Here is a 24,806-nt window from a genome sequence, read left to right as displayed (position 1 = left end):
GCCTACACCTCGGTGTCGTTCTACACCCGCAACGAGCTCGCCTATTACGCCATCAACGACCGCTCGGCCGGAAAGAAGGTGATCGAGCTCGATTTGATGACCGAGAAGCAGCACAACGACCTGCCGGAGGACGAGGACGTCACGGCCGCCGACCGCCTGATCATCGACTCGCCGACCCCGACCGGACTGATCGTGCTCAAGGCGCTCGCGCCGGAGCCCGGCCTGATGCCGCAGGCACAGGCCTCGCTCGCCGCCTCGAGCTGCAAGATCCAGAACGATGTGCCGGCCAAGCAAGCAGAAGCGCCGCAGGCCAGACGCTAGCACGCGATGACTTCGGGACGGAGGCAAAATCGGGCGCGCGCCTGCGCTTACGACACCATCGCCCTGGCCTCCTCCGCGGCGCGCTGCATGCTCGCGGACATTTCGCTCGTCACGGTGCTCTGCTGCTCGACGGCCGCAGCGGTCGAGGTGACATATTCGCTGACGCTCTGAATCGACTGCTTGATCGAGTCCAGCACCGCCACGACGTCGGCGGAAATTCCGTTCAGGCTGTTGATCTCGGCGCCGATCTTGTCGGCGGCCTGTTTCGCCTGACTGGCAAGGTTCTTCACTTCCGATGCGACGACGGCAAATCCCCTGCCCGCCTCGCCCGCGCGGGCCGATTCGATCGTCGCATTGAGGGCCAGGAGGTTGATCTGGCCGGTGATGCTGCCGATGATCTCCACGATACCGCTCATCGCCTGCGCGGCGTCGCTGAGCCGTTTGGTTTGTGAATCGGCATCGCTGACACGGTCGACCGCGCTCGCCGCGGTCTGCCTCGACTTGACCATCGCCTCAGAAATCTCGCGCACCGACGCATTGAGCTCGTCGGCGCCGGCAGCGACCGTCTCCATCAAGCCGCGCACGCGCTCGTTGCCCATGCGAATCCTCACCTGCCTGGTGATGTCGCTGGCGTATTTAACGACCTTGAACGGCCTGCCGTTGAGATCGAGAATCGGATTGTAGGAGGCCTGGATCCAGACCTCCTTGGCGCCCTTGCCGACGCGCTTGAACTCGCCGGCCTGAAACTCGCCGCGATTGAGCGCGGCCCAGAACTCGCGATAGGCGGTACTGTCGCGTTCGGCCGGCTCGACGAACAAGCTGTGGTGCCGCCCCTTGATCTCCTGAAGGGAGTAGCCGAGCGCCGCCAGGAAATTCTCGTTCGCGTTGACAATGGTGCCGTCGAGGTTGAACTCGATCACGGCCTGCGATTTGCCGATCGCCTCGATCTGGCCTGCCAGTTCGGCATTCTTCAGTTTTTGCGCCGTCACGTCGGTGGCGAACTTGACCACCTTGAACGGCTTGCCTTGCTCATCCAGGACGGGACTGTAGGAGGCCAGGATCCAGATCTCCTTGCCACCCTTGCCGATGCGTTTGTACTCGGCGGCGCGGTACTCGCCGCGGTTCAGCGCAGCCCAGAAGGCGCGATAATCCGCGCTGTCGCGCTCTGCCGGCGGCATGAACATGCCGTGATGCTTGCCCTCAATCTCGCTCAGGGCGTAGCCCATCGTGTTCAGGAAGTTTTCATTGGCGGTAATGATCGTGCCGTCGAGGTTGAATTCGATCACCGCCTGGGCCCGGCTGGACGCGGCGGCCTGAGCCGCGAAATTCAGGTTCTGCAGACGAATGTCCGCATCAGCCCATTCGACGACGATGCCTGCGCGTCGCCCGGCGGAGTCCTTCAGCGGCGTTGCGACCAGATCGAAAGTGCTGTTGCCGATCTTGATCGTCGCGCGGTCCGTTGCTTTCAGTCCCGCAAGCATCCGGCGCTGTTCGTTCGCATCCTGATAGAAGACGCCGATATTCATTCCGATCAGACGGCTGACGTTCAGCTGAGGCAGACCTTTTTTCAGGTCGGACTCCGCCCCACGCAACAAGGCCGTCACGGCATCGTTCATGTAGACGATGCTGAAATTCTCATCGGCCACCATGACGTTCGCCTTGATGGCGTTGATCGCGCTGAGAGTCAGTGCGTCGAAATTCGGCTTGCGATGAAACATCTATCCAGAACCTTCGAAATACAGGCAAAGCGCTGGCAACCTCCGACGATCTCGTCCGGTGGCCAGGTCGCAAGTCGGTTCGACAATGAAACGATCGTCTGAATTTGATGTTAGCGCGAGCTCAGCGTCCTTACCGAAGTACTACGGAGGTTTGGCAGCGGCGTTGCCGGATCGCATCGGCAACTGGAGAGCGATAAAACGAAATTGAATAACCATGCGATGCAGGCTTTTTGAATAAGCCTGATCTCCGCGCGAACGCGTTACCGACGCAGCGGGATCAACCGCGCGTCGTCAGCGGACGCGCGATTACCGGCGGCTGCGAAGCGACCGGCGGGTTGGCGGTTTGCGCGGCGAGCTCGCCGATCAGGCGATCGACATCTGATGCGATATTGTCAGGCGCCTGCAGCACCAGCCGCTCCAGCGCCCAGCGGTAGGAAGCGACCCGCCGCTCCAGGCATTGCTGCACCCACTGCACGATCAGGGAATTTTCCTGCATGCGCGCGAGCGCATCGGCGCGCTCGCGCGGCGACAACTCGGTGATATGCGCGATGCTGGCGCTGCGCTTGCGGTCGAGATCGAGCACCGGAATCGCGGTGGCGTAGAACGATTCGAAGCGGTTGATATCATCACGCACGTCTTCGATCAGATTCTGGTAGCGCGAGGAGTCCGAGCGGTGCGGCTCGTCGATCAACGCCCGCCCGTAGGCGGTGCGATCGAACACCACGCTCTGGCGCCAGGGTGCAGCGATCGACTGGTAGTCGCCGAACACGGTCTTCCAGGCGGGGCGGGTATGCGGCGGCTCGATCAGGGGATAGGCGAGGTCGCGAAGCTGGCGTTCGCCGTCGGTGAGCTGGAATTGCGAGGGATGCAGGCCGACGCTCGAGGTGGCCTCGGTGCCGATCCAGCGATGCATGTCGTCGCTGAGCATATCGGCGCGCGTGCGGCCGAAATCACCGCCGCTGCAGGCCGCGAGCGTCACGCAGCCGAGCGACGACAGGACCAGTGCATGAAGCCGGACAACAGACCGGATCGGACGCCTCGGCGCCGGCATGGCGGGGTGCCTGACAGTCAGCGTCGGCGGCGTCGGCGACGTGTCGTTGCACCCTCCTGGGGTCCGTGGCCGCCGCTCGTTCCATCGTTATCGCGCTCGATCCGGACGACGGGGAGGATCAGGACGGTCCCGGTCCCCTTATAGCCCCCGGTCATGGCTGAACCGAGTCGCCGCGAGGCCGCATCCGCCGGAAATTCAATGATGGTGCCCATGCCCGCTCTCTCTGATCGTCGCTGGCGAAAGATACTTCCCGCGACAGGGCCATTAAGATCAGGACGTAGTTAATGGCATCTTAATTTGCCTGGCCGGCAACGGTCCGGCCGCGCTAATACGGCGTCCGTGGCAGTGCCACCGCACGGTCAACAGCTCCGCATCTTCACGAATTGTTTTCCTTAACGAGCTGTTAAAGCCCTGGGGCTACGATTGCACCGAAGTTCCAGCGGCCGCGTAACCTGACATGACAACATCCCCACTCTTTCCCGGCTTCGATGGGTTGCTGACGCTCTCGCGCCGCGAGGGCGTCGACATCAGACCCACGCTTTTGCGCGTGTTGACCGATCTCTACGTCCAGGCGCATAAGCACACGCCGGACGAAGAGCGGCAGTTCATCGAACTGACCTCGCGGTTGATCGATGACGTCGACGATGCGACGCGCGCCGCCGTGCGGGCGCGGCTTGCGATCTATCCGGGCACGCCGGATGAAACCAAGATCAAGCTCGGGCTGAAGCCGGCGCGGCCGGAGTGGCCGGCGCCTGTCGCCGCGATCTCCTCTTCACCGTTGGCGTCCGCGCTGGGCCAGCCGTCGACCGATGCCGAAGCGCGGACGAGTTCGGGTATGTCGATGCAGCCGGCGGATGCCACTGAAATCTCCGACATGTTCTTTCGTGCCAGCATCAGCGAACGCATCGCGATTCTGCAAAATCTCGCGGACACCCCGCTCAACGCCGCGCCGAAAATCCCGGAGGCGCGCGCAGAACGCGCCATCGAAACCCTGGAAATGGCGGCGTTCGTTGCCGACGTCGAGAATTTCACCCTGGAGCTTGGCGAGACGCTGATCCTGCCGGCGCGCCTCGCAGCCCAAATCGTCAACGATCCGGGCGGCGAGCCGCTGGTCTCTGCCTGCAAGGCGCTGGGCATGTCGAGCCCGACGTTTCAGCGGGTGCTGTTGTTTCTCAAACCCGAATTCGGCAGTTCGGTGCAGACGGTCTACCGACTGTCGCGGCTGTACGATCGCCTGGGCGAACGCGCCGCGCTGGTCATGCTCGCCGCATGGCGCGGTTCGACCGCAGCGGTCAGCCGCGCCAGATATCGCCCGATGCTCCATGATGACGAACGGCAGCGCGTCCGTGCAGCAACCGCGCCAGCGCGGCCGGCGCAGCAGCCCGGTTCTGCCAATGTCGTCCGTCTCGGCACGCAGGGTTCGCGGCGCTAACAGTTGATCAACAGGGTTGGCGAAGCGGCGCACTGCGACTTGGCAGACGCTTGGCAGACGCGACGCATGAGTCAGCCGCGCGCGAGGTCGAGGAAATGGCGGCCTTGCTTGTCCTCGGTCTCGACGATCCAGGCGTCGGGATCGAAGCGGATTTCCTTGACGAGCCGGTCTTCGATGGCCTGTTCCGGGAGCGGTTCCGGCGACATCGGCGTGAAAAAGCGCTCGATCGGCCGGCTGTCGTCATAGACGGTTTGCGGAGCCGGAACGTAGAGCATGGCCTTGCCATCCAGCGTCGCGACCTTGACGAACACCGCGCCGGCGTCTTCCGCGCCACGCCGGCGAACCGCCGCGAACGCGCCCGCAACTTGGCAGCGGCGCAAGTAGGCCGCCACCCAAATATTCGATTTCAATCGCATGCCAACGACCATAGGCTGGCGCCCAATTGTGCGCCAGTGCCCCGATCGGACGAGATGTCCTTTATTGGTCGCATTTTCTGGACGAAAGCCGGTGCCCACCCATCGGGGCGTTGCCCGAGCGCGTATCTGTCCGGAAAATGCCCGAACTAATCGATCGGATGACCGATCATCGCGGAGAGCTCACGCACCAGGCGCTCGGAGACCTGCCCGGTCACCGGCATCCTGCGTTCCCGCTCGAATCTCTGAATCGCCGACTGGGTGTCGGCGCCGACCGTCCCGGTCGCCTTCAACTGGCCGTAGCCATATTCGGTCAGTGTCCGCTGCACCGCCGCCACTCGGCGCGAGCCGGTGATCTGGACCGGCGGTGACGGAATCAACGCCGGCGGCCGCACGACATTCGATGCTGGCGCCGGTGTCACATTCGGAGACGGCATTGGCGTCGCCGTCGTCGTCTTGACCAGGTTGGCCATGGGATCCGCGGATCTTGGCTCGATCGATCTCGGCTCGACCGGTCTTGGTTCGACCACTCTGGGTTCGACAGGCCTTGCCTCGGCGGCCCTCGGCTCGATCGATTTCGAATCGGTCGGGGCAGCGTCGGCATCGGCCGGGCGCGGCCGCGGCAACAGCGGGGCTGCGGTGGTCGAGGAAAACGAGACAACCGAGCCGAACATCGGCGCCGGATGCGGCCCGCTTTGCAAGAATAGCGCGTTGGTGATGACGGCACAGGCGGCCGCGAAAGCGAGCAAACCGGCAATCAGGTCCTTCGGGCTATAAAGCAGGATGCGCATCGCGAGCCCGCGCTCGGTCTCCGCGTCGACGGCTGCCGCAGTCGCGCCCCGGCGGCGGCGCGGCGCCGCGTCATCCGCTATCTTTTTTCTAGGCACTTTTCTTCACCTGAATCATCGGGTCCGGCGGACCAGATCGCAACGCCGGTGTCAGCGTTGCAACCTTGCTTGACGTTTCTGTGACTTCCGGTTTCGAGGGGGCGATCGGCAGCATCACGCTGACGGTCGTTCCTTCGTCGAGCTTGCTTTGTACGGTCAATTCGCCGCCATGCAAGGTGACCAGGCTTTTCACGATGGAAAGCCCGAGGCCGGTACCTTCGTGCCGTCGCTGATAGGGCGTGCCGGCCTGGAAGAACGGAGCGCCGATCCGCTTCAAATCGTCGGCCGCGATGCCGACGCCGGTGTCGGTGACGCGCAGAGCGAGCCGGGTTCCCTCGATCTCGGCGGAAACCAACACGCATCCGGCGCGCTCGGTGAACTTGATGGCGTTGGAGACGAGATTGAGCACGATCTGCTTGAACGCGCGCGGATCGCCGGTGATGAGAGGGAGATCCTGCGGCGCATTGACCACGAGGTCGACGCCGCCTTCCCGCGCCTTCAGGGCCAGGAGGTTGCAGCAGTTGATGATCGCGGCGCGCGGCGCGAACGGCTCCGGTGAAATTTCGAAATTGCCGGATTCCATCTTCGACATATCGAGGATGCCATTGACGACGGACAACAGATGCTGCCCGGAATCGTTGATCAACTGAGCATATTCGCGACGGCGCGCCGCGTCCAGCATCAGCGCGTCTTCCTGAATGATCATGTCGGAGAAGCCGATGATGGCGTTCAGCGGCGTGCGCAATTCATGACTCATGGTAGCGAGGAAACGGGTCTTGGCGGCGTCCGCGTGCTGGGCGGCGCAACGCGCGAGTTCCAGCGCCTGTTCCTGCATCTTGCGGTCAGTGACATCGCGCATCACGGCGACGACCTCGGCGTCAGCCGCGACCCCGAGCGGCGACACCTGTTCGAGCGGCCGGCAGCGCATTTCGACCCAGACGAAATTGACCGGACCCTTGTCGCCCCGCTGAGCGCCACGTGGCAAATCCGTTCGCAGCCGAAACTCGACGCTGCGCGCTTCACCGCTCCGTGCGGCGTCGGACAACGCCGTGAGATAGGCCGGACGATCGGCAACATGGACGCGGTCGAACAGGCCGTGTCCAAGCAGCCGCGCGGCCGCCGTTCCCAGCATCGGCTCCGCCGCCGGCGAAATGAAACTCACCGCGCCGTTGCGGCGATGGCGCGAGATCACATCGCTCATGTTGCGCGCCAGCAGGCGGTAGCGATCTTCCTCGAGCGACAGCAGGGAAACGCTGGTGCGCGCCAGCGTCTCCACGCCGAACGCCAGGCCGGCGGCATAGAGGGTCGCGGACGCCACGCCGAACGCCATGCAGGCGCCACGTAGCGCCGGCTTGATTTCCGTCACCGGCAGCAGGTCTAAATGCCCCAGCCCGATCAGAAGCGCCGCGCATGATAGGGTCAGGATGGATGCGAACGCCACCACGCGACGCGAGGCGGACAGAGCGGCCTCGAGCGGAACCACGACCAGCCAGATCGCGGCGAAAGATTCGATGCCGCCCGTGGTGGAGGCGACCGCCATCACGAGTCCGGCGAGCGCCAGCGATGACAGCACATGCGCGCCCTCGTAGCGGCCGGTGCGCGACAGGAACCATGACAGAAGAATGGGAGCGATCAGCCAGGCGAAGGCCGCGACTTCGAGCGCACTCGGCGCGCCGCGCATCGCGAGATAAAGTGGAAACGCCGCGAAGGCCGCCAGGCTGCCGAGCAGCCGCGGCGCCATGAAGGCGCGGTGCCGCGCGCGCGTGAGCGCGTCATAGCGCGCCGATGGATGCAATAGCGCATCGAGACATTCGCGGATGATACTCAACACTGTCACGACTCTTGCGCCTCGGCTTGTCCGTCAATCAGACGCGCCGGAACGCCCCCTGTCCTGAGCTCACCGTGTCAGAGCGACATTAAACGAACGCTAAGGCGCGGCGGTCGTGGGCCGAACAGCGTGAACTTGCCGGGGTTTCACGCCATGGCGCGAAGCGATTTGACGCTCATGGTGAACGACCGGTTTCCAAAAGCCCTTCGCTTATGGTTTCGAAAAGGTGGACGCACTCGATTGCTCCGGAAACCTCCCGATCGGAACTTCACGGACCCTCAACCGAATCAAATTTCGGCAATCTTTCGGCGAATTAAGCCGAACGCAAGCACTTGGGATTTATCGAGTGCTGCTAGTCAACTCAGAATGAGACGACCGGGGATTTGATATGTTTTTTCTGCTTCGCATGGCCTTCTGGCTCGGGCTGGTGCTCGTGCTGTTGCCAAGGGAAAGAACGCCTGAATCAGAGAAGTTGCCGCAGATCAACGCATCTGAGGCGGTGAGCGCTGCGACCGCCGCGGTGAGCGACATGAGCCAGTTCTGCAAGCGCCAGCCGGCCGCGTGTGAGGTCGGCGGCCAGGCCGCCACCGTGATCGGCGTGCGCGCCCAGGAAGGCGCCCGCAAGATCTATCAGATCATCACCGACAAGCGCGCCGCTGATCACACCGGCTCGATCGACGAGATCAACGACGATCCTGCGCAATCGCGCGACACGCTGTCGGCGCAGGATCTCGCCGTGGACTGGCAAGGCGTTCCCTAGCAGCACGATCCGGAAGGGCATGCCCTCGGCCCAGGAGCCGACGGTGGATTCCAGTTTCCCTCGCGACAAACGCGGAACACGTTTGCGCGGAGATCATGCCCAAGACAAAACATCACTGGCGGAACTTCGGGCGTTTCGACGGACATATCGCTTTCGGCGGGCTGCGATCCTATATAAGCCTACGGAATCGAAAGCGGGCCACCATGACGATTGACGAAATTCGAGACAATTTCGCGCTACTGGAGGATTGGGACGACCGCTACCGGTATGTCATCGAACTCGGCCGCACGCTCGAGCCGATGCCGGAGCAGGAACATTCCGCCGACAACAAGGTGCAGGGCTGCGCCAGCCAAGTCTGGCTGTCGAAGCGGCTCGGCCGCGACGGCGGCGAGCCGGTGCTGAACTATCTCGGCGACAGCGACGCCCACATCGTTCGCGGGCTGATCGCGATCCTGCTTACGCTCTATTCCGGGCGCACGCCGCGCGATATTCTTGCAACCGACGCCATCGCCGTGTTCGACGAGTTCGGGTTTCGCGAGCACCTGACGCCGCAGCGCTCCAACGGGCTGCGCTCGATGGTCGAGCGTATCCGCGGCGACGCGCGCCAGGCGCTGGCCGCAGCTTCGTAAGCCGGCCGCGGCACTATCGCATTTTCTTGCGGAAAGCCAGCGGCCAGCTATCGGGTCGTGGCGCGAGGGCATGACTTTCCGGCAAACGCGCTCCAGGACCGTCGGTTATTTCCTCCGCCGTCGTTGCTGCCCAAGCCCCATCTTCTTGGCGAGTTGCGAACGCGCCACCGCGTAGTTCGGCGCAACCATCGGATAGTCGGCCGGCAGGCTCCATTTGTCGCGATATTGTTCCGGCGTCATGTTGTACTGCGTGCGCAGATGGCGCTTCAGCGATTTGAAGCGCTTGCCGTCCTCCAGACACACCAGATAGTCGGCATTGACGGATTTCTTCAGCGACACCGCCGGCTTTGCCGGCTCGCTCGGGGCTTCGGTCCGCCCGTTCGAAACCCGCAGCAGCGCCGCATGGACCTGGCTGATCAGGTTCGGGATTTCAGACGCCGGCGTCGGGTTGTTGCTGAGATAGGCGGACACGATACTGGCCGTCAAATCGATGAAACTTTTGCCGGCGGCGTCCGTCATGAACTAAGCCTTTCGAGCACTCTTCAATCGCAACAGAAAGTCTTTTCGGATTGGAAGTGTCCGGCAAGCGCCAATACGCTTGCGGAATATCCACAAATCTTTTGAATATGAACCGATGACTGTCAAGGCGACGAGAACGACAGCAGTATACTGGTCGCGGACCGAACCCGACAAGCAGCCTGTCTCAGGAGCGCTGGTCGAGATGGGCGCGCAGGTCGTCGATCGACTCGAACCGCATCATGCCTTCTGGCATTTGCGCCTCGATCGAACCGTCGGAATAGAGCGAATAGGCCATACCATCGACCACGCCGGATTTCAGCACGCTGACCTCCGGCTCATCCGACGGCGGCGGGGCGTGTTCGGTCGCCGCGCTCGCTCTGGCTTCCGCTTCGACGAAATTCGAAGGCATCCGGCCGCCGCGCCGTGCCGCTCCTCCCTCGGCGGCGCGCGCACGTTCGGGCTTGGGCCACGCATCGTCAAACGCCGCCGGCGGATTTTCATCGAGGTCCGGAAGCGGCTCCGGCGGCCGGCTTGGCCGGAAATCCAGCGCCCGCGCGTCCAGATCGAGCGAATCCAGATCCAGGGGGTCGGCGGCGCGCGCCTGCGCCCGCTCGCGTTCCTTGCGCGAACTCGAGGCAAACATCAGGTTGCGCCGCGGCTTCGGGGCCGGTTCGGATTCAGGCTCCGGTTCAGGCTCAGGCTCTGGCAGCATGTCCTGACGCGCAGCCTTGCGCGCACCTTTTCGTCCGTCCGGACGCCCTTCTTGAAGGCCGCGGGCGCCGGTTCCGTTCCGGGGCGGCGAAACCGGCGGCGCCGGCGTCGCTTCGAGGCTATTGAAATCGGGCAGCGCAGGCTGGTCGCGCTGAAACAGGAGATTGTCATGGCCCGGAACGGCCAGCGCCTCCTGGCCGGTGCGCGCGCGTGATTCGGTCGGCGCACGGGCCATGAGCCGTCGCCCAAGGCTCTTCAACTCCCCCACCACCATAGCCAGCCCCACCAGGATCATCCCGGTGCAGATCGCCACCGATCCGACCAGGATCATGGTGTTGCCAAAGCCAAACTCCTTGATCGGGATCCCGTAAAGAATCGCCGCGGCACCGGTCAGCATGGCAACGACCCCGGCGATCAGCAAGACGATCATCATCCAGTTATCCCCTCGTGCGGTCGTTCAGAGGTCCTCATCGCGGCCGCAGGCCTGCAGAATGGCTCCAAAACCGCAGTTAAATCATTCGTTTGCTGGCGGCGTTTGGCGCAGCACGTTGGCCAAATCGAACGCGCACTTCAAGCAGGGACGCCTGCGCGCAATGGTCGCAAACCTGCTCGCCACGATATCGTCATATTCTGTCCATCGCCAACCGCCAATTGCATACTGGGTTCCAAAAGGTTGAAAATCCGCAACTTATTTTGCTTTTGCTAGACGCTCCGGGGGAGCCGGAAGTCTGACCAGATTGTGGATAGTGCGCTGCGGTGGGGAGAATTACGCCACAATTGCCAATTACTTGGCAATTTGATCTGCGCTATATGGATGCCGGGGAACGAGGCCCAAAAGCGCCAGCTGGGCCAGTAGGGACGCCGGGTTACCAATAGCCATGTCATCCATCACGACGTCGGTCACCGATACGCCATTACAGCGCTCGGCGGAACGAAATTGCGACGACCTTGCTCTGTTCGTGCTGGCGGCGGTCGGCTTGATCGCGGCCCTCACCTTTCGCGATTACGGGCTCGGCTGGGACGACTATACCCACGCCGAATATGCCGACCTCCTGCTGCGCATGTACGGCTCCGGATTCAAGGACACGGGCGCGCTGTCCTTCGCCAATCTCTATATGTATGGCGGCGGCTTCGACATGGCCGCGGCGCTGCTGCACAAGGTCATCCCGCTCGAATTGTTCGAAACCCGCCGTCTGGTCGGCGCCATCGTCGGTGTGATCGGGCTGGCGGTGACATGGCGGCTCGCCCGGCGCGTCGCCGGCCCCGCTGCCGGACTTGCCGCGCTGCTCTTGTTGGCGCTGAACCCGATCTATTACGGGCATATGTTCATGAACCCGAAGGATGCGCCATTCGCGGTCGCGATGGTAATCCTGATGCTCGGCCTGGTCCGGCTGGCCGAAGAGTATCCAAAACCCTCGCCCCGCACCATCCTGATCGTCGGCCTCGGCGCAGGCTTTTCGATCGGCTCCCGAATCCTCGGCGGATTGGCGCTGGTCTATGCGCTGGGCGGCTTCGTACCGCTGCTGATCGAGGAAGTCCGCGAGCAGGGCCTTCCCAACGCCGCGCACCGCTTCGCCCACGTGCTCTATGTGCTGCTGCCCGGGCTGGTCCTCGGCTATCTCATCATGGGGCTGATCTGGCCATGGTCGATCATCGAGCCTGGCAATCCGTTCCGCGCGCTGAGCTACTTCTCGCATTTCTTCGAAAAGCCCTGGAAGGAAATGTTCGACGGCGCGCTGGTATCGGTGCCCGACATGCCCTGGTCCTATCTGCCGACGCTGTTCGCACTGCAGATGCCGGAAGTGCTGCTCGCGCTATCAATCGGAGGCGTCATCGGCAGCGTTGCGCTGCTGCCGCGCCCCAACGTCGCCGGCCGCCGCAAGACCATCCTGTTGATGGTCACGCTCGCGGCCACGCTGCCGCTTCTGATCGCGATGGTGAAGCGGCCTGCGCTATACAACGGCATCCGGCATTTCGTGTTCGTGATTCCGCCGATGACCGTGCTCGGCGGCATAGCGTTCGCATGGGCGATGAACTGGCTGCGCGACAATGGCCGGGGCTGGCAGCCCGCGGCGCTAGCACTGTTTGTGTTCGGCCTTTTGCTGCCGCTCGGCGAAATGATCCGGCTGCACCCCTATCAATACACCCATTTCAACCATATCGCGGGCACCGTGCGCGGCGCCGACGACCGCTTCATGCTGGATTATTGGGGACTGGCCTTCAAGCAGGCCTCCGACGGCCTGCGCGAGCAGCTCGCCGAAAAACAGGAAGTCCCGCCCACGGGCCGCAAATGGAAGGTCGCGGTCTGCGGCCCGCAGCGCCCGGCGCAGGTCGCACTCGGTCCCGACTTCACGATTGGCTGGGACAGCCATGCCGCCGACTTCGCCATGACGCTCGGCGAGTTCTACTGCAAGGGCCTCTCCGCCCCGGTGATGCTGGAGATCAAGCGCGATGACGTGGTCTATGCGCGGGTCTATGACATCCGCGGCCGCAGCATTTCCAGCCTGCTGTCGGTCCCAGCGCCATAGCCGGCTGGAAAGGGGCTGCCGTCCCGGTCAGCATGACTGCCAGCTCCCCACTGCGCCTTGCTGCGATCCGCTCGCAGGTCTAGGCTCACGTCGGAATACAACAATTCACGTGGGAAAACCGGTCATGTCGCCAGCGGAAGCTCGTCTGAAGGAAGTCCAGTCGGAAATGAGCGAGGCGGAATGGAGCCAGCGGGTCGATCTCGCCGCCTGCTACCGTCTGGTGGCGCTCTATGGCTGGGACGATCTGGTCGACACCCACATCTCCGCCCGCGTGCCCGGGCCCGAGCACCATTTCCTGATCAACCCCTACGGCCTGATGTTCGAGGAAATCACGGCATCCAGCTTGGTCAAGGTCGATCTTGACGGCAACCAGCTCAGCCAGAGCGACTACAGCATCAATCCGGCCGGCTTCACCATCCATTCGGCGATCCACCAGGTCCGCGAGGATGCCGGCTGTGTGCTGCATCTGCATACGCTGGACGGCACGGCGGTCTCGAGCTGCATGGAAGGGCTGTTGCCGCTGAACCAGACCGCACAGCTCGTCACCCACGACCTCGCCTATCACGACTATGAAGGCATCGCGCTGGACCATGACGAAAGGCCGCGACTGCAGCGCGACCTCGGCGACAAGAACCACATGCTGCTGCGCAATCACGGCACGCTGACCGTCGGCCGCTCGGTCGCTACCGCCTTCGAGCGCATGTATCATCTGGAGCGCGCCTGCTCCATGCAGGTGCGCACCCGCATGCTTGGACCAATGGCCTATCCGGTCGAGCAGGCCGTGATCGACAGGAACACGGCGTTGCTGCACAATAATGACCGCGCGGAATTACGCTCGGCCAGATTGGTCTGGCCGCCTTTGCTGCGCAAACTTGACCGCATCGATCCGAGCTACAGGACCTGAGCGCTGAAGGTTGTCGCGGCGTGACGGTTCTGGTGACCCACAGTTCCGGGCATCTCGGCGAGGCACTGGTCCGTACCCTGCAGGCGCAACGACGCGAGGTCACAGGCATCGAGATTCGTCCGGGCGCTTTCACGCATCGTGTCGGCTCGATCGCCGACCGCGACTTCGTCGGCCGCTGCAGAAGAGCATTGGCATCGTGCTGCACGCGGCCACGCTGCACGAGCCGCATGTGGTCACCCGCAGCCGCCGGGACTTCGTTGACGTCAACGTCGCCGGGACGCTCTATCTGCTCGAGAAAGCGGCGTCGGAATAAGTCGAGGCTTTCGGCTCGGTCAACCGGTTTCGCAAAATATATCATCAGTGCCACCACGCCATTTTCGCGCGACCTTTTGATCGAGTTGCGCAACCGCGCGCCGGGCGCGGTCCGCCGACACGTGCCGGACTACGGGCAGGAATATGCCCGCCGCGACCGAGCCATGGTTCCCGGCATCGATCGGGTCTACGCTAATGAAAAGGCTCGAACCGGAGCTCGGCTGGCGACCGCACTACGACGTCCGCTCGCTGGTCGCGCGTCTCAAGGAAGACGACGACATAACGAGCCCACTCGCCCGCGCGATCTGAGTTAAGGGCTACCGTGACCGCATCTACAGCGACGGCCCGATCCGGTCGAGTGAACCCGGCTCGTCATCTGGATGGGAAAACGGAACGAACGGTGGACGAAACCGCGCGAATGCGCTATGGATTGCTTACACACCCTCTGCACTTTTCGAATCAAAACGCCGCCCAATTCCGGGCGGCGTTTTTGCGTTGGGCGGATCCTGGGGTGTCCGATCCGTAAACGCCCTGATGCCGCAATTAGGGGATTTGCAACCCGCAAGGTGCAAGCTGCATGCGTGTTCCAAAGCGCAGATTTGTTCAGCGTACTGCGCGAACACACGAGCCCGCGGCCGTCGATATGGCGACGGCCGGGGCTCCATTTTTTTCCCGCGCGGCAATGGACAGGCATTTGGGGCGATGTGCGTGTGTGCCCGCCGGCTGGCAACACACTCGATGGCGGGTTTCTGCAAGGGGGCGTCTGAGCCTAGGTCCGACGAGGCCGCCACCAAATCGGTAATTGCGGAAACGGCGTCACAGCGTCACGCGACGGCCCTCTTCGGCGGCCCAATAGGCGGCGTAGTTGACTTTGGTGGTCTCAAACGCCAGCGCGAGATCGGAACGCGGCTGCCGGCCGATCGCGGCGCATTCCATGAAATCCTGGATTTCCTGCAAATAGCCGCGTGTCCATTCTTCCTCGATGCACACATATTGCCATCCGGTCTTGCGATCGACCTTTTCGGTGACATAGACACTTGCGAGCTTCTCCTCGCTGGTCTGATAGCTCATCATGTGCGAGTTCGGCGTGATATTCGCAAACAGCGAACCGCCGCTGGTATGGGTCTCGATCAGATTGCGCACGCCGCCCAGGATCATGTCGCCGGACAACACGGTCGCCTTGGTGCCGTCGGAGAAGGTCACGGTCAGCGTACCCCAATCCTCGACGTCGACCGGGCTGGCATTGATGAAGGCGCGCTCGTCGGGTCGAAGGCACGCCGAGACATTGCCGACGTCACCGATCACGCTCACGACGCAGACCGTCTCGCCGCGCGCTTTCGCCTCGACCTGCTTCAGATACAGCACCGTCGACAGTGGATGACATCCCATCCGGACCAGGGAGCCGCCGCCGGTCATGGCCCATTGCGCAGCGTGGGCTGTGTGCAAGCCGCTGTGGCTCTCCTCCCCCTTCATGAACAGGATCTTGTCCTTGGTGGCCTTTAGTATCTCCACGGTCTTGGTCACCGCCGGCGCGTAGATCCAGTCCTCCGCATACATGAAGAGCCTCCCGGTGCTCCTGATGGACGCGCAGGTCTTTTCCATGTCATCGATCACGCGCTCGTACATCAGGGCCTTCGGCACGTGCTTGCCGATCGGAACCCTGTCGCCGTCTCGCCCAAAATAGCCCGCGAACGGCTTTTCGCAGATCACATGCTTGTCCGCCTTCATCGCCGCGACGATCATGGAGCCGTGCAGATTGGGCGGCGTGCAGATATCGACAACATCCAGGTCGTCGTCGGCGATCAAGTCGTGAAAGCTGCGGTAGGTCTTCGGGATTCCGTGCCGATCGGCAAAGTCGACGACATGGTCGCCCCGCGCCGCGACCGCCTTGACCTCGACATCGACGCCATAGACGCGCCGATAGGCAGCCATGTGCAGCTCCGACACGAAGCCGCACCCGGCCAGGCCGATCCTGATTTGCGCCATTTCAGAAGTCTCCGGGTCAGCACTCAGTTTCCCTCACCCACATCACGTCGTCTTTGCGATGGCATGGACCCGTGGAGTTCGTCGTGATCGGCCACGCTAAGGAAAGCCGGAGATGGGTGGGATTGCCGTTGGACGCCGATCCGGGTCAAAGTCCGGAGCCGATGCATGCCTCCTGCCGCTATCGTCTGGACCGACCTGCTCGTCCACTTCCTGATCCTCGCCTGCGTCGGAGCTCTCTTCTTGAGACGCGGTCTGTTGTGGGCTGTCCGGTTCGACTACCACGCCGAGCTTCAACGGACGAGATGCGTGTGGTTCTGCCGCATCCGGCTCGCCGTCATTGACTGGCTCTCGTTGCGCCTGTGCCCGAGCCGGAGGGGAACTGACTTGCTGGTCCGCGGCCTGATCCTTGCCGGTGTCGATGGCCTTTTCTTGGTCAATGGCCTCTTCTTGGTCAGCGGAGTGTTGCGAGCTGTCCGGTTCGACAGCCGCGCCGAGCTTCATCGGATCAGATGCCTGCGGTTCTGCCGCATCGGTCTCTCCATCATCTCGGTCTGACTGATGCTGTGCCTGCTCCTGGGCGGGATGGGAGGCGCCTTCGGTTCGGATATCGAGGGCTGCCGGCGTGTCCGGAGCGGAATAGGACGGCACACTATCCGCTTGACGTTGCAGCGGCTGGACCGCAGCCGCGGCGATGACGGATTGCTCCTTCTCCTCAGCGGCGGGCTCAACGTCGTTGCCGATACCTGGCACCGGGGCATTCGCAACAGGCTGCTGCGGTTCCGCCAGGCTGAACGTTTCTGCGATTTTCCGGAACGGATTCGTTCCGGTCGGCACGGAGTGCCCGGCCAGCAGGCTCTCCAGGTCCTGCGGGGCGCGCTCCGCACCCCGCCACAACACCACTGGGCGCCACCCCAGGCCGGTCAAGCGAGCTGCAACATCAGCCACCGTCTCATCTCCGGGCGATAGCGCGACCGGCTCCCTGATCAGCGCGACCGATCTCCCGTCCCTTTCCAGCACCGTCCCGTCGATCGCCGTCCGCGAGACCAGCCATCCGAGCGCCTCTGCAGACTTGATGTCCGGCTCCCGCCTCCGGTCTTGCGCGGCCGGCGGCGACCGCCGATTGCTGCGACAGACGACGACGATACCTTGACGGGCTTTTTTGGCAAATGCCGCGACGTCGGCGTCTCGCAGTTCGTCGACGGAAGCAACGATCACGTCCGCCAATCGCCCCGTGGACGCCTGTGCGGCGTTGCATCCGCTCTTGCGCAACTCCAGGACAAGGCGATCCGCGGCGGATGAGAGCTGTGCCGATTCAAGCCTTGGGTCGGTCCGAACAACGATGCCAAAGCTGCCCGAGGCCCCGATCCATCGATTGGGCTGTCCAGAAGTGGCCGCCGCAATATCCGCATCTGATTGCCGATGCGGCATGGCCAGCACGATGGCAGCATCATGATCCGTCACACCGATCCGGTGCACCGTTGCTCCTGATGTCTCCAAGGCATGGGCCAGGTGCAGCGGATAGTCGGACACATCGTCGATCACGGCGACGTCAAATCGCGCAGCGCCGCCGATCGCATCGAGGGCCTCTTGAGCCGTCCTAGCGCGCATGACGGACGCCGGCCATTCGGCGGCTTCGTGCTGCTCGGTGAATGTGGTGAGGTCCAGCAGCAGATCGAGCACCTGGGGACTGTATGGCTGCGGAAGCAGCGCCGCGGCTTGCGGCGGCGCTGCCGATGCGTGCTCGACCTTGTCGACAAAATCGTCATCGGCATCGAGCAGATCGCCGAACCCGGTGCTTGCGAACAGTTCTCGAAGCTGTCTCATCTCGGTGGCGGCCATCGCCCGAGCGTCCGGGGCCGCGCTTTCAAGCTGGGCGAATGCTTCCTCCAGTGGCGCCCTGCAGATGCGTTCGAATTGGGTCTTGGAAAGCGCTGCGCGCAGCGGCTGAAGATAAGCAGGCAGGTGCCGCGCGGCATAGCGGGCTTCCCGCAGCCTCTGGACCAGAGTCCCGATCTCCTGCTTCAACTGGCCTTCCCGCCCGGTCGGCACCGCAGCAAAGCTTCCAAGCGCCCTGTGCCCGTACTCCCCCAGCAGCGGGTCGAGAACGGCGCTGTCGTGGCGATAATCCTGCATGGCCGCTTCGAACGTTCTGACCGCAGCGCCTGCACCCTGTTCCGGCCTCATCCGAATGACGTACTCGATGACTTTCGCTGCGTCGGTACCGCTACCGGCATCGAGAGCCGCCTGCAGAGTCCGATGTTTTCTGATCAGGGCGATGGCGCTGCCAAACGTCCGGGCCATCAGGGACGCATGCTTGTGGTATTCCGACAGCGTCTTGTCCAAAGACCGCGGCCGAAGCAGGCTCGCGACCGAGGTCGAGATCGCATATTCACCTTCCAGCTCCTTGTGGCCGGCTACGATCTTCGCGAGCGAGGTTTCGTACTCCCGGTCATGCGCCAGTATCAGGCTGAGCGCATCGTCCTCCGGCGGCACCTCGACCGGGCGGCCGGCGATCACGTCGTCGACGTCCTTGAGACTGCGGCCCGCACGTCGATTACCCGACCAAAGCACATCGGCGATCCGCAACGCGTCCTGAATCGCCAGTGACAGGCAATTCGCGGCCTCTGGAGCCAACGGCCGATCGGTGGCCACACTGTGCTCGATTTCGCTCGGCCTGAGATCATGCCTGGCCGCGAGCTCGCGCGCTTGCTGCAGCGTGCGCACGGCAAGCCGCGCTCGCGCCGGATTCGCCCGGGCGCGCGCCTCGATCGGATCCCATTGAAGGGCCCCCGAATGCTCGGTATCGTCAGACCTCGCGCCGGAGGAATGGTCCCATTGGGCGCGATCGGCCACAGCGTGATGGTTTTCGCCGAGCACCCTGTAGCCAGCCGCTCGGTCCAACACCGCGCTGGCTCCGATGAGCAGGCACGATTTTCCGTGCCGACTCGATTGTGCGGCAATCGCATTCGCAAGCGTCGACTTCCCCGTCCCGCTCGCGCCCGCGATCTTGACCGGCTCGACGGCGGACTTCCGGAGCGCAAGAACCTGCACAGGGTCGAGCGTGATCATCGCGGACTAGCGAGCCTGAACGCTTGTCGATGGATTCATATTTGGCTTCTCCGGCAATTTTTTTGGCGCTCTTTCGGCCCGGGCGACCGCCGCGGCGAAATCCACACTCGGTAATTCCTTGATAGGGCTGGCGAATCCGGCTCATTCAGGCAGACTTTCGACCGCGTCGGGAAGTCGCGCGCGCAAGCCGCCAGATAGCCAATCGTCTCCGCGTTGCCGCGGAAGAGACTGCGTATCCTTGGGAATGGAGGGACTGACATTGCCTTGAGTCGGCGGACGCTGATTCACCTCGATCGCATCCAATCTTGACCCAATTCAGACATCGTTGTGAGAAATGGCCTGATCAATGGAGCGTCTCGACGTTCGAACACACTCGCCGGAGATGGGTGAAAGCGCAGCCTGTACGGGCATTGTCGGCTTCACGCCGCGTCAGGACGCACGGCCATGATCAATCGATCCGGACAGAACGCGGATCCTGCTGCTCATTCTGCGGTAAATCCTCTCAGCAGGTCGCCGTGCTGGTGGCGGGACCGCACGTTCAAATTTGCGATGAATGTATCGGCCTCTGCATGGGGTACCTCCCGTTCCGATCAAGATCGGAAAGCATTTGCGACGATGTTGTCATCGTGGAAGTGGCATCTTCAAAGTATCAAACACGGGCCGACACTGCCAACCTCTTCTAACGACGCGGGATGATCGGAACCAGGACGTGGCTGAAGCCGGTTCTGTCGAGATGCAGCGTCGTGGTTCCCGCGAACAGCCGGCGTGGCCGGTCGCGGGGATCATCGTGCAGGAATGGGCCGCATCCCAGGAGTTCGTTCTTGAAATTGGAGAGCTTCAGGCCCGTCGTCGCCTGCCATTGATAATCCTTGCCGCGCACGCTCAGCGCGATGCGATAGTCCTTCGGCACGACGACCGATGTCGGCCACAGTTCAATTGCGAGATCGACGGGATCGCCCGGCTGCAACCGCTGCACCTCGTCATGGGTGTGGTAGGGACGGTATGGCCGGGACAAGGCTTCATCGCGCTTGCGATGCGACGCGCGCAACCAGCCTTGCGCGACCGGCGTATGCGGATCGATCGCGCCTGCAAACGTCACCTCGCGCAGATCCGGGCTGAACACCCGGAACACGACAAAGATATCGGCGTCCTCGGTGCTCGACGAAACGCGCAAATACGCCGCCAGCGGGCCCGTGATCTCGATGTCTTCCGGCAACGGCCTGGACACGAAGGTCAGTCCGTCGCCCATCGCCGCGAAGTCGATCTCCGCGTCATCCGCGGCCGGCTGCAGCGAAAGCGTCTGGTCTTTCGGGTCGAGATAGAACCTGGTCCAGAGCGTCGCAGCCAGCGGCCAATCGGTTTCATGGCGCTCGACGAAACGATCGATGTGGCGGACCTGCAGCTGAACCTTCGGCTGCCGTACCCAATCGTTGTCGTCGCCCTTGAGGTAGCAATCGAAAAACCTCTTCTGCAACTGACGCCCATAATCGGTGTAGAAGTGCGTCCAGTGCTCCAGACCGTGGCACTCCAGCCATTTTTCCCTGGACGCAGCGCGAACGAAACCTTCGAAATTACCGCGCGGGTGCAAGCCCTGACCACCCCAATTGGCCGCCGACAGAAACGGTACCTCGACTTTGTCCCAGTCCGGCGAGCGCGCCTTGTGGTAATCATCGTCAAGCGGATGGGCAAGAATGTCGTCGCCAAAGCTCGAACGGTTGCGCGCCAATTCGTCGTCCGACATGGTTTCGTCGCCGCAGACCAGCGTACCCGTCACCTGGCTGCGCGGCCCGCGTTCTCCCAGGCCAAACTGCACCGTCTTCACCTGCATGTCATACCAGTTTGCCCAGAACGTCGAAAGAATACCGCCGTGGTGGGTCATGTCGCGATAAAAGTCGGCAGCACCTTCCCAGATGCACATCGCCTTCAGGTGCGGCGGCTGCAGCGACGCCACCTGCCACTGGTTGATGGCGTAGTAGGAGATGCCGTTGAGGCCGACATTGCCATTGGACCAGGTCTGGACGCCCGCCCATTCGATGCATTGATAGAAGTCGCGCGTCTCCCGCGGCGAGAAATGATCGATATGGCCGGGCGATCGTCCGGTGCCGCGCGAGTCGACACGCAGGCAGACATAGCCATGAGGCACCCACTTTTCGGGATCGACGACCTCCCAATTCTGATATTTGTTGGTCGAGCCATAGGCGACGTCGGAGTGGCCTGCGATCATGGCCTGCCAGGCGCTTGGATAGCCGGTCTGAAACGCGAGCCCCTTGGCGTAGGGACCATAGGTCAAAAGAACCGGCCACTTCCCATCCGCGTTCGGCCGGAACACGTCGGCCCGCAGCACCAGGCCGTCGTCCATGACAATCCCGACATCCCACTCGATCAGCATGTTGTCCGGCCCGACCGGATCAGCCATTTCCTCGACCTTTGCTTTTTCGTGCGCCGTTTTGCGACATTGTTAGACCTCCATTCTATCTATCGAATGAACAATTCCAACCACGATGAGCAATGGGACGACCTCGAACCGCGGCCTAATTTCTGAGTTTGAATCTGAGCTGCGCCGGGCCGGATCAAGTCTTCGTCGGCAAACACGCCCTGCCCTCGCATCATCCGCGTGGCGGAACCCGGGAGCCGAAATGGTACGCTGATATGTCCGTTCTTATGCTATCGTGATTGCGTTGCTGACCGTCGAAACAGCCGAACGGCGTGACCGTCAGGGCGAACGCGGGGATGCAGTTGGGCCTCATCTCGGCCCTTTCGCGTTGACGCGCAGCTACGCCGCCGTAGAGGCACAAGCCGCTAGGCTTTTCGGGTCGCGGGAGCGGTGTTTTCCGTCTGGATGCCGGTGTTCGGATCGGTCACGATCGTTGCGAGCTTTGCCTTACCATCCCCGGTCAGCGTGAAGCTGGAATCGCCGATTCGAAAGGTGTTCTTGGTGGTGATGAAGACCCGGGCGGTCTGCAGGCCCGCGGAACTCTGGAACGTCACATTGGCGCGATAGCCGCTGACCTTGGTGATCGAAATCTGGAACGGCTGATGCTTATAGTCCTTTCCCGTCCAGGTGCCCTGCCATTTCGTCGGATCGACTTTGGCGAACTTCGAGCCTACCGGGAACAGGGCTTGCGGAGCCGCTGCAGTGTAGCTCGACTGCAGGATGCTCATGATATCAGCCATGAAGACCTCCGTTCGGCCGGGACTCGTTGGGCCGCGGGTGCATCAGTCGCAGAAGGGATTTAATCAAGCCTTAACCAATCAGCAGCAGTTCATGCGGCGCGTTGACGCGGGTGTGCGACCGGTTCGATGTCGCCTGTGAAGGGTCGGATGCCAGCCGCAACTTGGCACGCTTGCTTGACGGGGAAACAATCCCACTGTGATCGCCCCGAGGACGAGCAAGATCCGCGCTGCCGACAGACGCGCTCGACGGCTTCGGCCACAGGAAGGGCTTGTCTCAGAGAGCATCTCGTTTGGTTAGCTGGGCCGCCGTTTTGAGCGGCCATCGAAATCCCGACACACTTGTCACTCCCGCCGCGCGCTCCGAGCGATTAGCTTTTCTGGCGAGTGCAACGCGGTGGCTCGGCAAAGCCCGGGGGAGCCCGTGTTCGAGCAGGAAGGAGAAACCCATGGACAGGACCAAAGCCGAAGACATGCAGCAGCACAACGGACCGCCCGTAATGAACAGACCTCCGATCGTGTCCCCGGAGGCCTGGGAGGCTGCGCGCCGGGACATGCTCGTGAAGGAAAAGGCCCTGATGCGAGCCCGCGACGCCCTCGCCGCCGAACGCCGGCGGATGCCGTGGATGGCCGTCGAGAAGGCGTACGAATTCGAAGGACCCCAGGGCAAGGTTCGCCTGCTCGACCTGTTCGCGGGCCGCCGGCAGTTGATCGTCTATCGCGCCTTTTTCGAGCCCGGCGTGTTCGGCTGGCCCGAGCACGCCTGCCGCGGCTGCTCGCTGGGCGCCGATCAGGTCGGCCATCTGGCTCACCTGAACGCCCGCGACACCACTCTGGTGTACGCCTCCCGGGCGCCGCAGCCGGATATCGCGCGTCTCAAGGCGCGGATGGATTGGGAGATGCCCTGGTACACGATCATCGACAGCTTCGACGCGGACTTCGGCGTCGGCGAGTGGCACGGTCACAACGTGTTCATCCGCGACGGCGACGAGGTGTTCCGCAGCTACCTCATCAACAACCGCGGCGACGAGGCGATGGGGACCACCTGGAGCTACCTCGATATCACGCCGCTCGGCCGTCAGGAGACCTGGGAGGACTCGCCCGAGGGTTACCCGCAGAGCCCGCCGTACAAGTGGTGGAACTGGCACGACAATTACGATGCCGAGGCCTCGCCCGACCGGAAGTGGGTCGAGGTGTCGGACGCGGGAGAAGCCGCCTTCCGCAAGCGCGACGCAGACGCGAAGGCATGACAGGCCACCCGCTCGACCGGCGGCGCGGGCTGTGAAGGCCGAGTGCGCTGTAGCGCTCTCGATATCGCCGAATGACGTGCCTCGCCGCCCACTGTCCGTTTCGATCGTCGCCCTGCCGAGTGATGGGTCTGGACGGGAGTCCGATGGACCGGCTCGATTCGTCCGCGCACGTGACGCCTCCACTTCCCGAAGACTTGCCCGATCAGCTACAATGCCTTCCAAGGGCGCCGGAAGCAGGAAAACAGATGGCCGAGCCGATTCCACCGCGGCGGTGCAGTTTCACGATCGGCGCAGTCTCGCGGCGCTTGAGGCGCGGACAACGCGCCGCAGACCAGCCCGATTCCATTGCTGGCATCAGCATCGTGAAGCGCATCGCCGGTTCGATGATCTTTTTGGCGATCTCGACCGGCTTCCCGGAGGCGCGCGACATGGTTCGCGAAATGGCTGGCGTAGAGCAAGCACCTGCAGGAAAGCCCTACGACTTTATCGTTCATGTCCGGAACATCGCAGCCATCGGCTACAATCCGCTTGTGAAACGGGATCGCGATCGTATGGCGCTGCAAGCCCTGAGGGGCCAATGCCCGGCGGGACGAGTCGTTGGAGGCGACAAGATCAACACTGAGATTTTGGGCATAACGAGCAGTTACCCCGACTACATCGTGCTGATCCTGTGCAGAAAGTCCTAGTCAGGCCAGGGAATGGACATCGCTAAAGCGCGCGCACTTTTGGGATGCGCGACACCAGATCGTAACAGAAGTCTGGCCGTCTTCGGTCGGAAGGACGTGGGACGGGCTGAAATCCCAACCGGTCCCTCTACAAGATCTGTTTTTGCTCACCTTGGCAATTCGGACAATGCCGCGAGAATCCGCGCCCAGGAGCGGATGCCCTTGTGGAAGCTCTTCAGGTCGTATTTCTCGTTCGGCGAATGGATGTTGTCATCGTCGAGTCCAAACCCGACCAACAGCGAATCCAGCCCCAGGGTCTTCTTGAAATCGGCGACGATCGGGATCGACGCGCCCGAGCCAATCAGAAGCGCCTCCTTGCCCCACTCGTCCGTCAGCGCCCGCCGCACCGCGGCGAGCGGCTTCATGGTCCAATCCAGCGCGATCGCAGGCCCCGAGGAGTGGTCACCGAACTCGACCTTGCAATCACCGGGAATTTGCGCCGATACATAGTCGCGAAACGCCTTGCGGATTTTGCCGGGTTCCTGTCCTTGCACCAGCCGGAACGAGACTTTTGCGGAGGCCTGCGCGGGAATTACGGTCTTCGATCCCTCCCCGGTATAGCCGCCGATGATGCCGTTGACGTCGCAGGTCG

The 24,806-nt window shown here is 62.9% G+C and carries 21 protein-coding genes and 1 pseudogene; 9 read left to right on the top strand and 13 right to left on the bottom strand.

Going from position 1 to position 24,806, the window contains the following annotated elements; all coding sequences use genetic code 11:
* Positions 1–321 (top strand): annotated as a pseudogene (locus WCB02_RS07855) (DUF1254 domain-containing protein); the annotation flags it as partial.
* Between the two features lie 47 nt (positions 322–368).
* Here WCB02_RS07855 and WCB02_RS07850 read toward each other — a convergent pair.
* The 3 genes from WCB02_RS07850 to WCB02_RS07840 all read right to left on the bottom strand — a co-directional run bounded on the left by WCB02_RS07850 (position 369) and on the right by WCB02_RS07840 (position 3,302).
* Entirely contained in the window at positions 369–2,039 is a 1,671-nt protein-coding gene (locus tag WCB02_RS07850; RefSeq protein WP_423957299.1) for a PAS domain-containing protein, read from the bottom strand.
* A gap of 277 nt (positions 2,040–2,316) precedes the next feature.
* Positions 2,317–3,090: a hypothetical protein gene (locus tag WCB02_RS07845; protein WP_423957297.1), complete on the bottom strand. Its 774-nt coding sequence runs from the start codon at positions 3,088–3,090 to the stop codon at positions 2,317–2,319.
* A gap of 17 nt (positions 3,091–3,107) precedes the next feature.
* Entirely contained in the window at positions 3,108–3,302 is a 195-nt protein-coding gene (locus WCB02_RS07840; protein WP_423957295.1) for a hypothetical protein, read from the bottom strand.
* Between the two features lie 245 nt (positions 3,303–3,547).
* Between WCB02_RS07840 and WCB02_RS07835 the strand changes: the two genes are divergently transcribed.
* Positions 3,548–4,522, top strand: coding sequence for a DUF2336 domain-containing protein (locus WCB02_RS07835; RefSeq protein WP_423957293.1), 975 nt, complete (start codon positions 3,548–3,550; stop codon positions 4,520–4,522).
* 71 nt (positions 4,523–4,593) lie between these two features.
* Here the strand turns inward: WCB02_RS07835 and WCB02_RS07830 are convergent, their stop codons facing one another.
* The 3 genes from WCB02_RS07830 to WCB02_RS07820 all read right to left on the bottom strand — a co-directional run bounded on the left by WCB02_RS07830 (position 4,594) and on the right by WCB02_RS07820 (position 7,659).
* Entirely contained in the window at positions 4,594–4,938 is a 345-nt protein-coding gene (locus tag WCB02_RS07830; RefSeq protein WP_423957292.1) for a DUF1491 family protein, read from the bottom strand.
* A gap of 146 nt (positions 4,939–5,084) precedes the next feature.
* Positions 5,085–5,822: a peptidoglycan-binding protein gene (locus WCB02_RS07825; protein WP_423957291.1), complete on the bottom strand. Its 738-nt coding sequence runs from the start codon at positions 5,820–5,822 to the stop codon at positions 5,085–5,087.
* Positions 5,815–7,659 (bottom strand): ATP-binding protein, encoded by a 1,845-nt coding sequence (locus tag WCB02_RS07820; RefSeq protein ID WP_423957290.1) that lies wholly within the window; start codon positions 7,657–7,659, stop codon positions 5,815–5,817. The genes WCB02_RS07825 and WCB02_RS07820 overlap by 8 nt, the downstream gene beginning before the upstream one ends.
* Before the next feature lie 379 nt (positions 7,660–8,038).
* On the opposite strand from WCB02_RS07820, the gene WCB02_RS07815 reads away from it, so the two are divergent.
* Together WCB02_RS07815 and WCB02_RS07810 are read left to right on the top strand one after the other, a co-directional pair.
* Positions 8,039–8,410, top strand: coding sequence for a DUF5330 domain-containing protein (locus WCB02_RS07815; RefSeq protein ID WP_423957289.1), 372 nt, complete (start codon positions 8,039–8,041; stop codon positions 8,408–8,410).
* Between the two features lie 203 nt (positions 8,411–8,613).
* Entirely contained in the window at positions 8,614–9,039 is a 426-nt protein-coding gene (locus WCB02_RS07810) for a SufE family protein (RefSeq protein WP_423957287.1), read from the top strand.
* 105 nt (positions 9,040–9,144) lie between these two features.
* Here the strand turns inward: WCB02_RS07810 and WCB02_RS07805 are convergent, their stop codons facing one another.
* Complete coding sequence (locus WCB02_RS07805) at positions 9,145–9,558, bottom strand: MucR family transcriptional regulator (protein WP_423957286.1); 414 nt, start codon at positions 9,556–9,558, stop codon at positions 9,145–9,147.
* Between the two features lie 184 nt (positions 9,559–9,742).
* The gene (locus tag WCB02_RS07800) at positions 9,743–10,702 is read right to left on the bottom strand and encodes a hypothetical protein (RefSeq protein WP_423957285.1); all 960 of its coding nucleotides are present in this window, start codon (positions 10,700–10,702) and stop codon (positions 9,743–9,745) included.
* 445 nt (positions 10,703–11,147) lie between these two features.
* Between WCB02_RS07800 and WCB02_RS07795 the strand changes: the two genes are divergently transcribed.
* Both WCB02_RS07795 and WCB02_RS07790 read left to right on the top strand, forming a co-directional pair.
* Positions 11,148–12,797: a glycosyltransferase family 39 protein gene (locus WCB02_RS07795; protein WP_423957284.1), complete on the top strand. Its 1,650-nt coding sequence runs from the start codon at positions 11,148–11,150 to the stop codon at positions 12,795–12,797.
* 124 nt (positions 12,798–12,921) lie between these two features.
* A complete protein-coding gene (locus tag WCB02_RS07790; protein WP_423957283.1) occupies positions 12,922–13,701 on the top strand; it encodes a class II aldolase/adducin family protein in 780 nt (259 codons plus the stop codon).
* Between the two features lie 1,128 nt (positions 13,702–14,829).
* On the opposite strand, the gene WCB02_RS07785 is transcribed toward WCB02_RS07790, so the two are convergent.
* Positions 14,830–15,999, bottom strand: coding sequence for a Gfo/Idh/MocA family protein (locus WCB02_RS07785; protein ID WP_423957281.1), 1,170 nt, complete (start codon positions 15,997–15,999; stop codon positions 14,830–14,832).
* Between the two features lie 96 nt (positions 16,000–16,095).
* Positions 16,096–19,068, bottom strand: a complete 2,973-nt coding sequence (locus tag WCB02_RS07780) for a hypothetical protein (RefSeq protein ID WP_423957280.1) — start codon at positions 19,066–19,068, stop codon at positions 16,096–16,098.
* 386 nt (positions 19,069–19,454) lie between these two features.
* Between WCB02_RS07780 and WCB02_RS07775 the strand changes: the two genes are divergently transcribed.
* Entirely contained in the window at positions 19,455–19,751 is a 297-nt protein-coding gene (locus WCB02_RS07775) for a ClpX C4-type zinc finger protein (protein ID WP_423957279.1), read from the top strand.
* Here the strand turns inward: WCB02_RS07775 and WCB02_RS07770 are convergent.
* Complete coding sequence (locus WCB02_RS07770; protein WP_423957278.1) at positions 19,748–21,484, bottom strand: CocE/NonD family hydrolase; 1,737 nt, start codon at positions 21,482–21,484, stop codon at positions 19,748–19,750. The genes WCB02_RS07775 and WCB02_RS07770 overlap by 4 nt on opposite strands.
* A 383-nt stretch (positions 21,485–21,867) precedes the next feature.
* On the bottom strand, positions 21,868–22,242 hold the full coding sequence (locus WCB02_RS07765; protein WP_423957277.1) for a hypothetical protein: 375 nt from the start codon (positions 22,240–22,242) through the stop codon (positions 21,868–21,870).
* Positions 22,243–22,688: 446 nt separating this feature from the next.
* On the opposite strand from WCB02_RS07765, the gene WCB02_RS07760 reads away from it, so the two are divergent.
* Positions 22,689–23,489, top strand: a complete 801-nt coding sequence (locus tag WCB02_RS07760; RefSeq protein ID WP_423957276.1) for a DUF899 domain-containing protein — start codon at positions 22,689–22,691, stop codon at positions 23,487–23,489.
* Between the two features lie 143 nt (positions 23,490–23,632).
* Positions 23,633–24,175, top strand: coding sequence for a hypothetical protein (locus WCB02_RS07755; RefSeq protein ID WP_423957275.1), 543 nt, complete (start codon positions 23,633–23,635; stop codon positions 24,173–24,175).
* A 146-nt stretch (positions 24,176–24,321) separates the two neighbouring features.
* Here WCB02_RS07755 and WCB02_RS07750 read toward each other — a convergent pair.
* The coding region (locus WCB02_RS07750; RefSeq protein WP_423957274.1) for a M20/M25/M40 family metallo-hydrolase at positions 24,322–24,806 on the bottom strand (485 nt) is incomplete at its 5' end.

The organism is Bradyrhizobium sp. (genome assembly GCF_049581145.1).
Lineage (GTDB): Bacteria > Pseudomonadota > Alphaproteobacteria > Rhizobiales > Xanthobacteraceae > Bradyrhizobium.
Note: the sequence above shows the minus strand (reverse complement) of the source record. Positions and strands in the feature narration are given on the sequence as shown.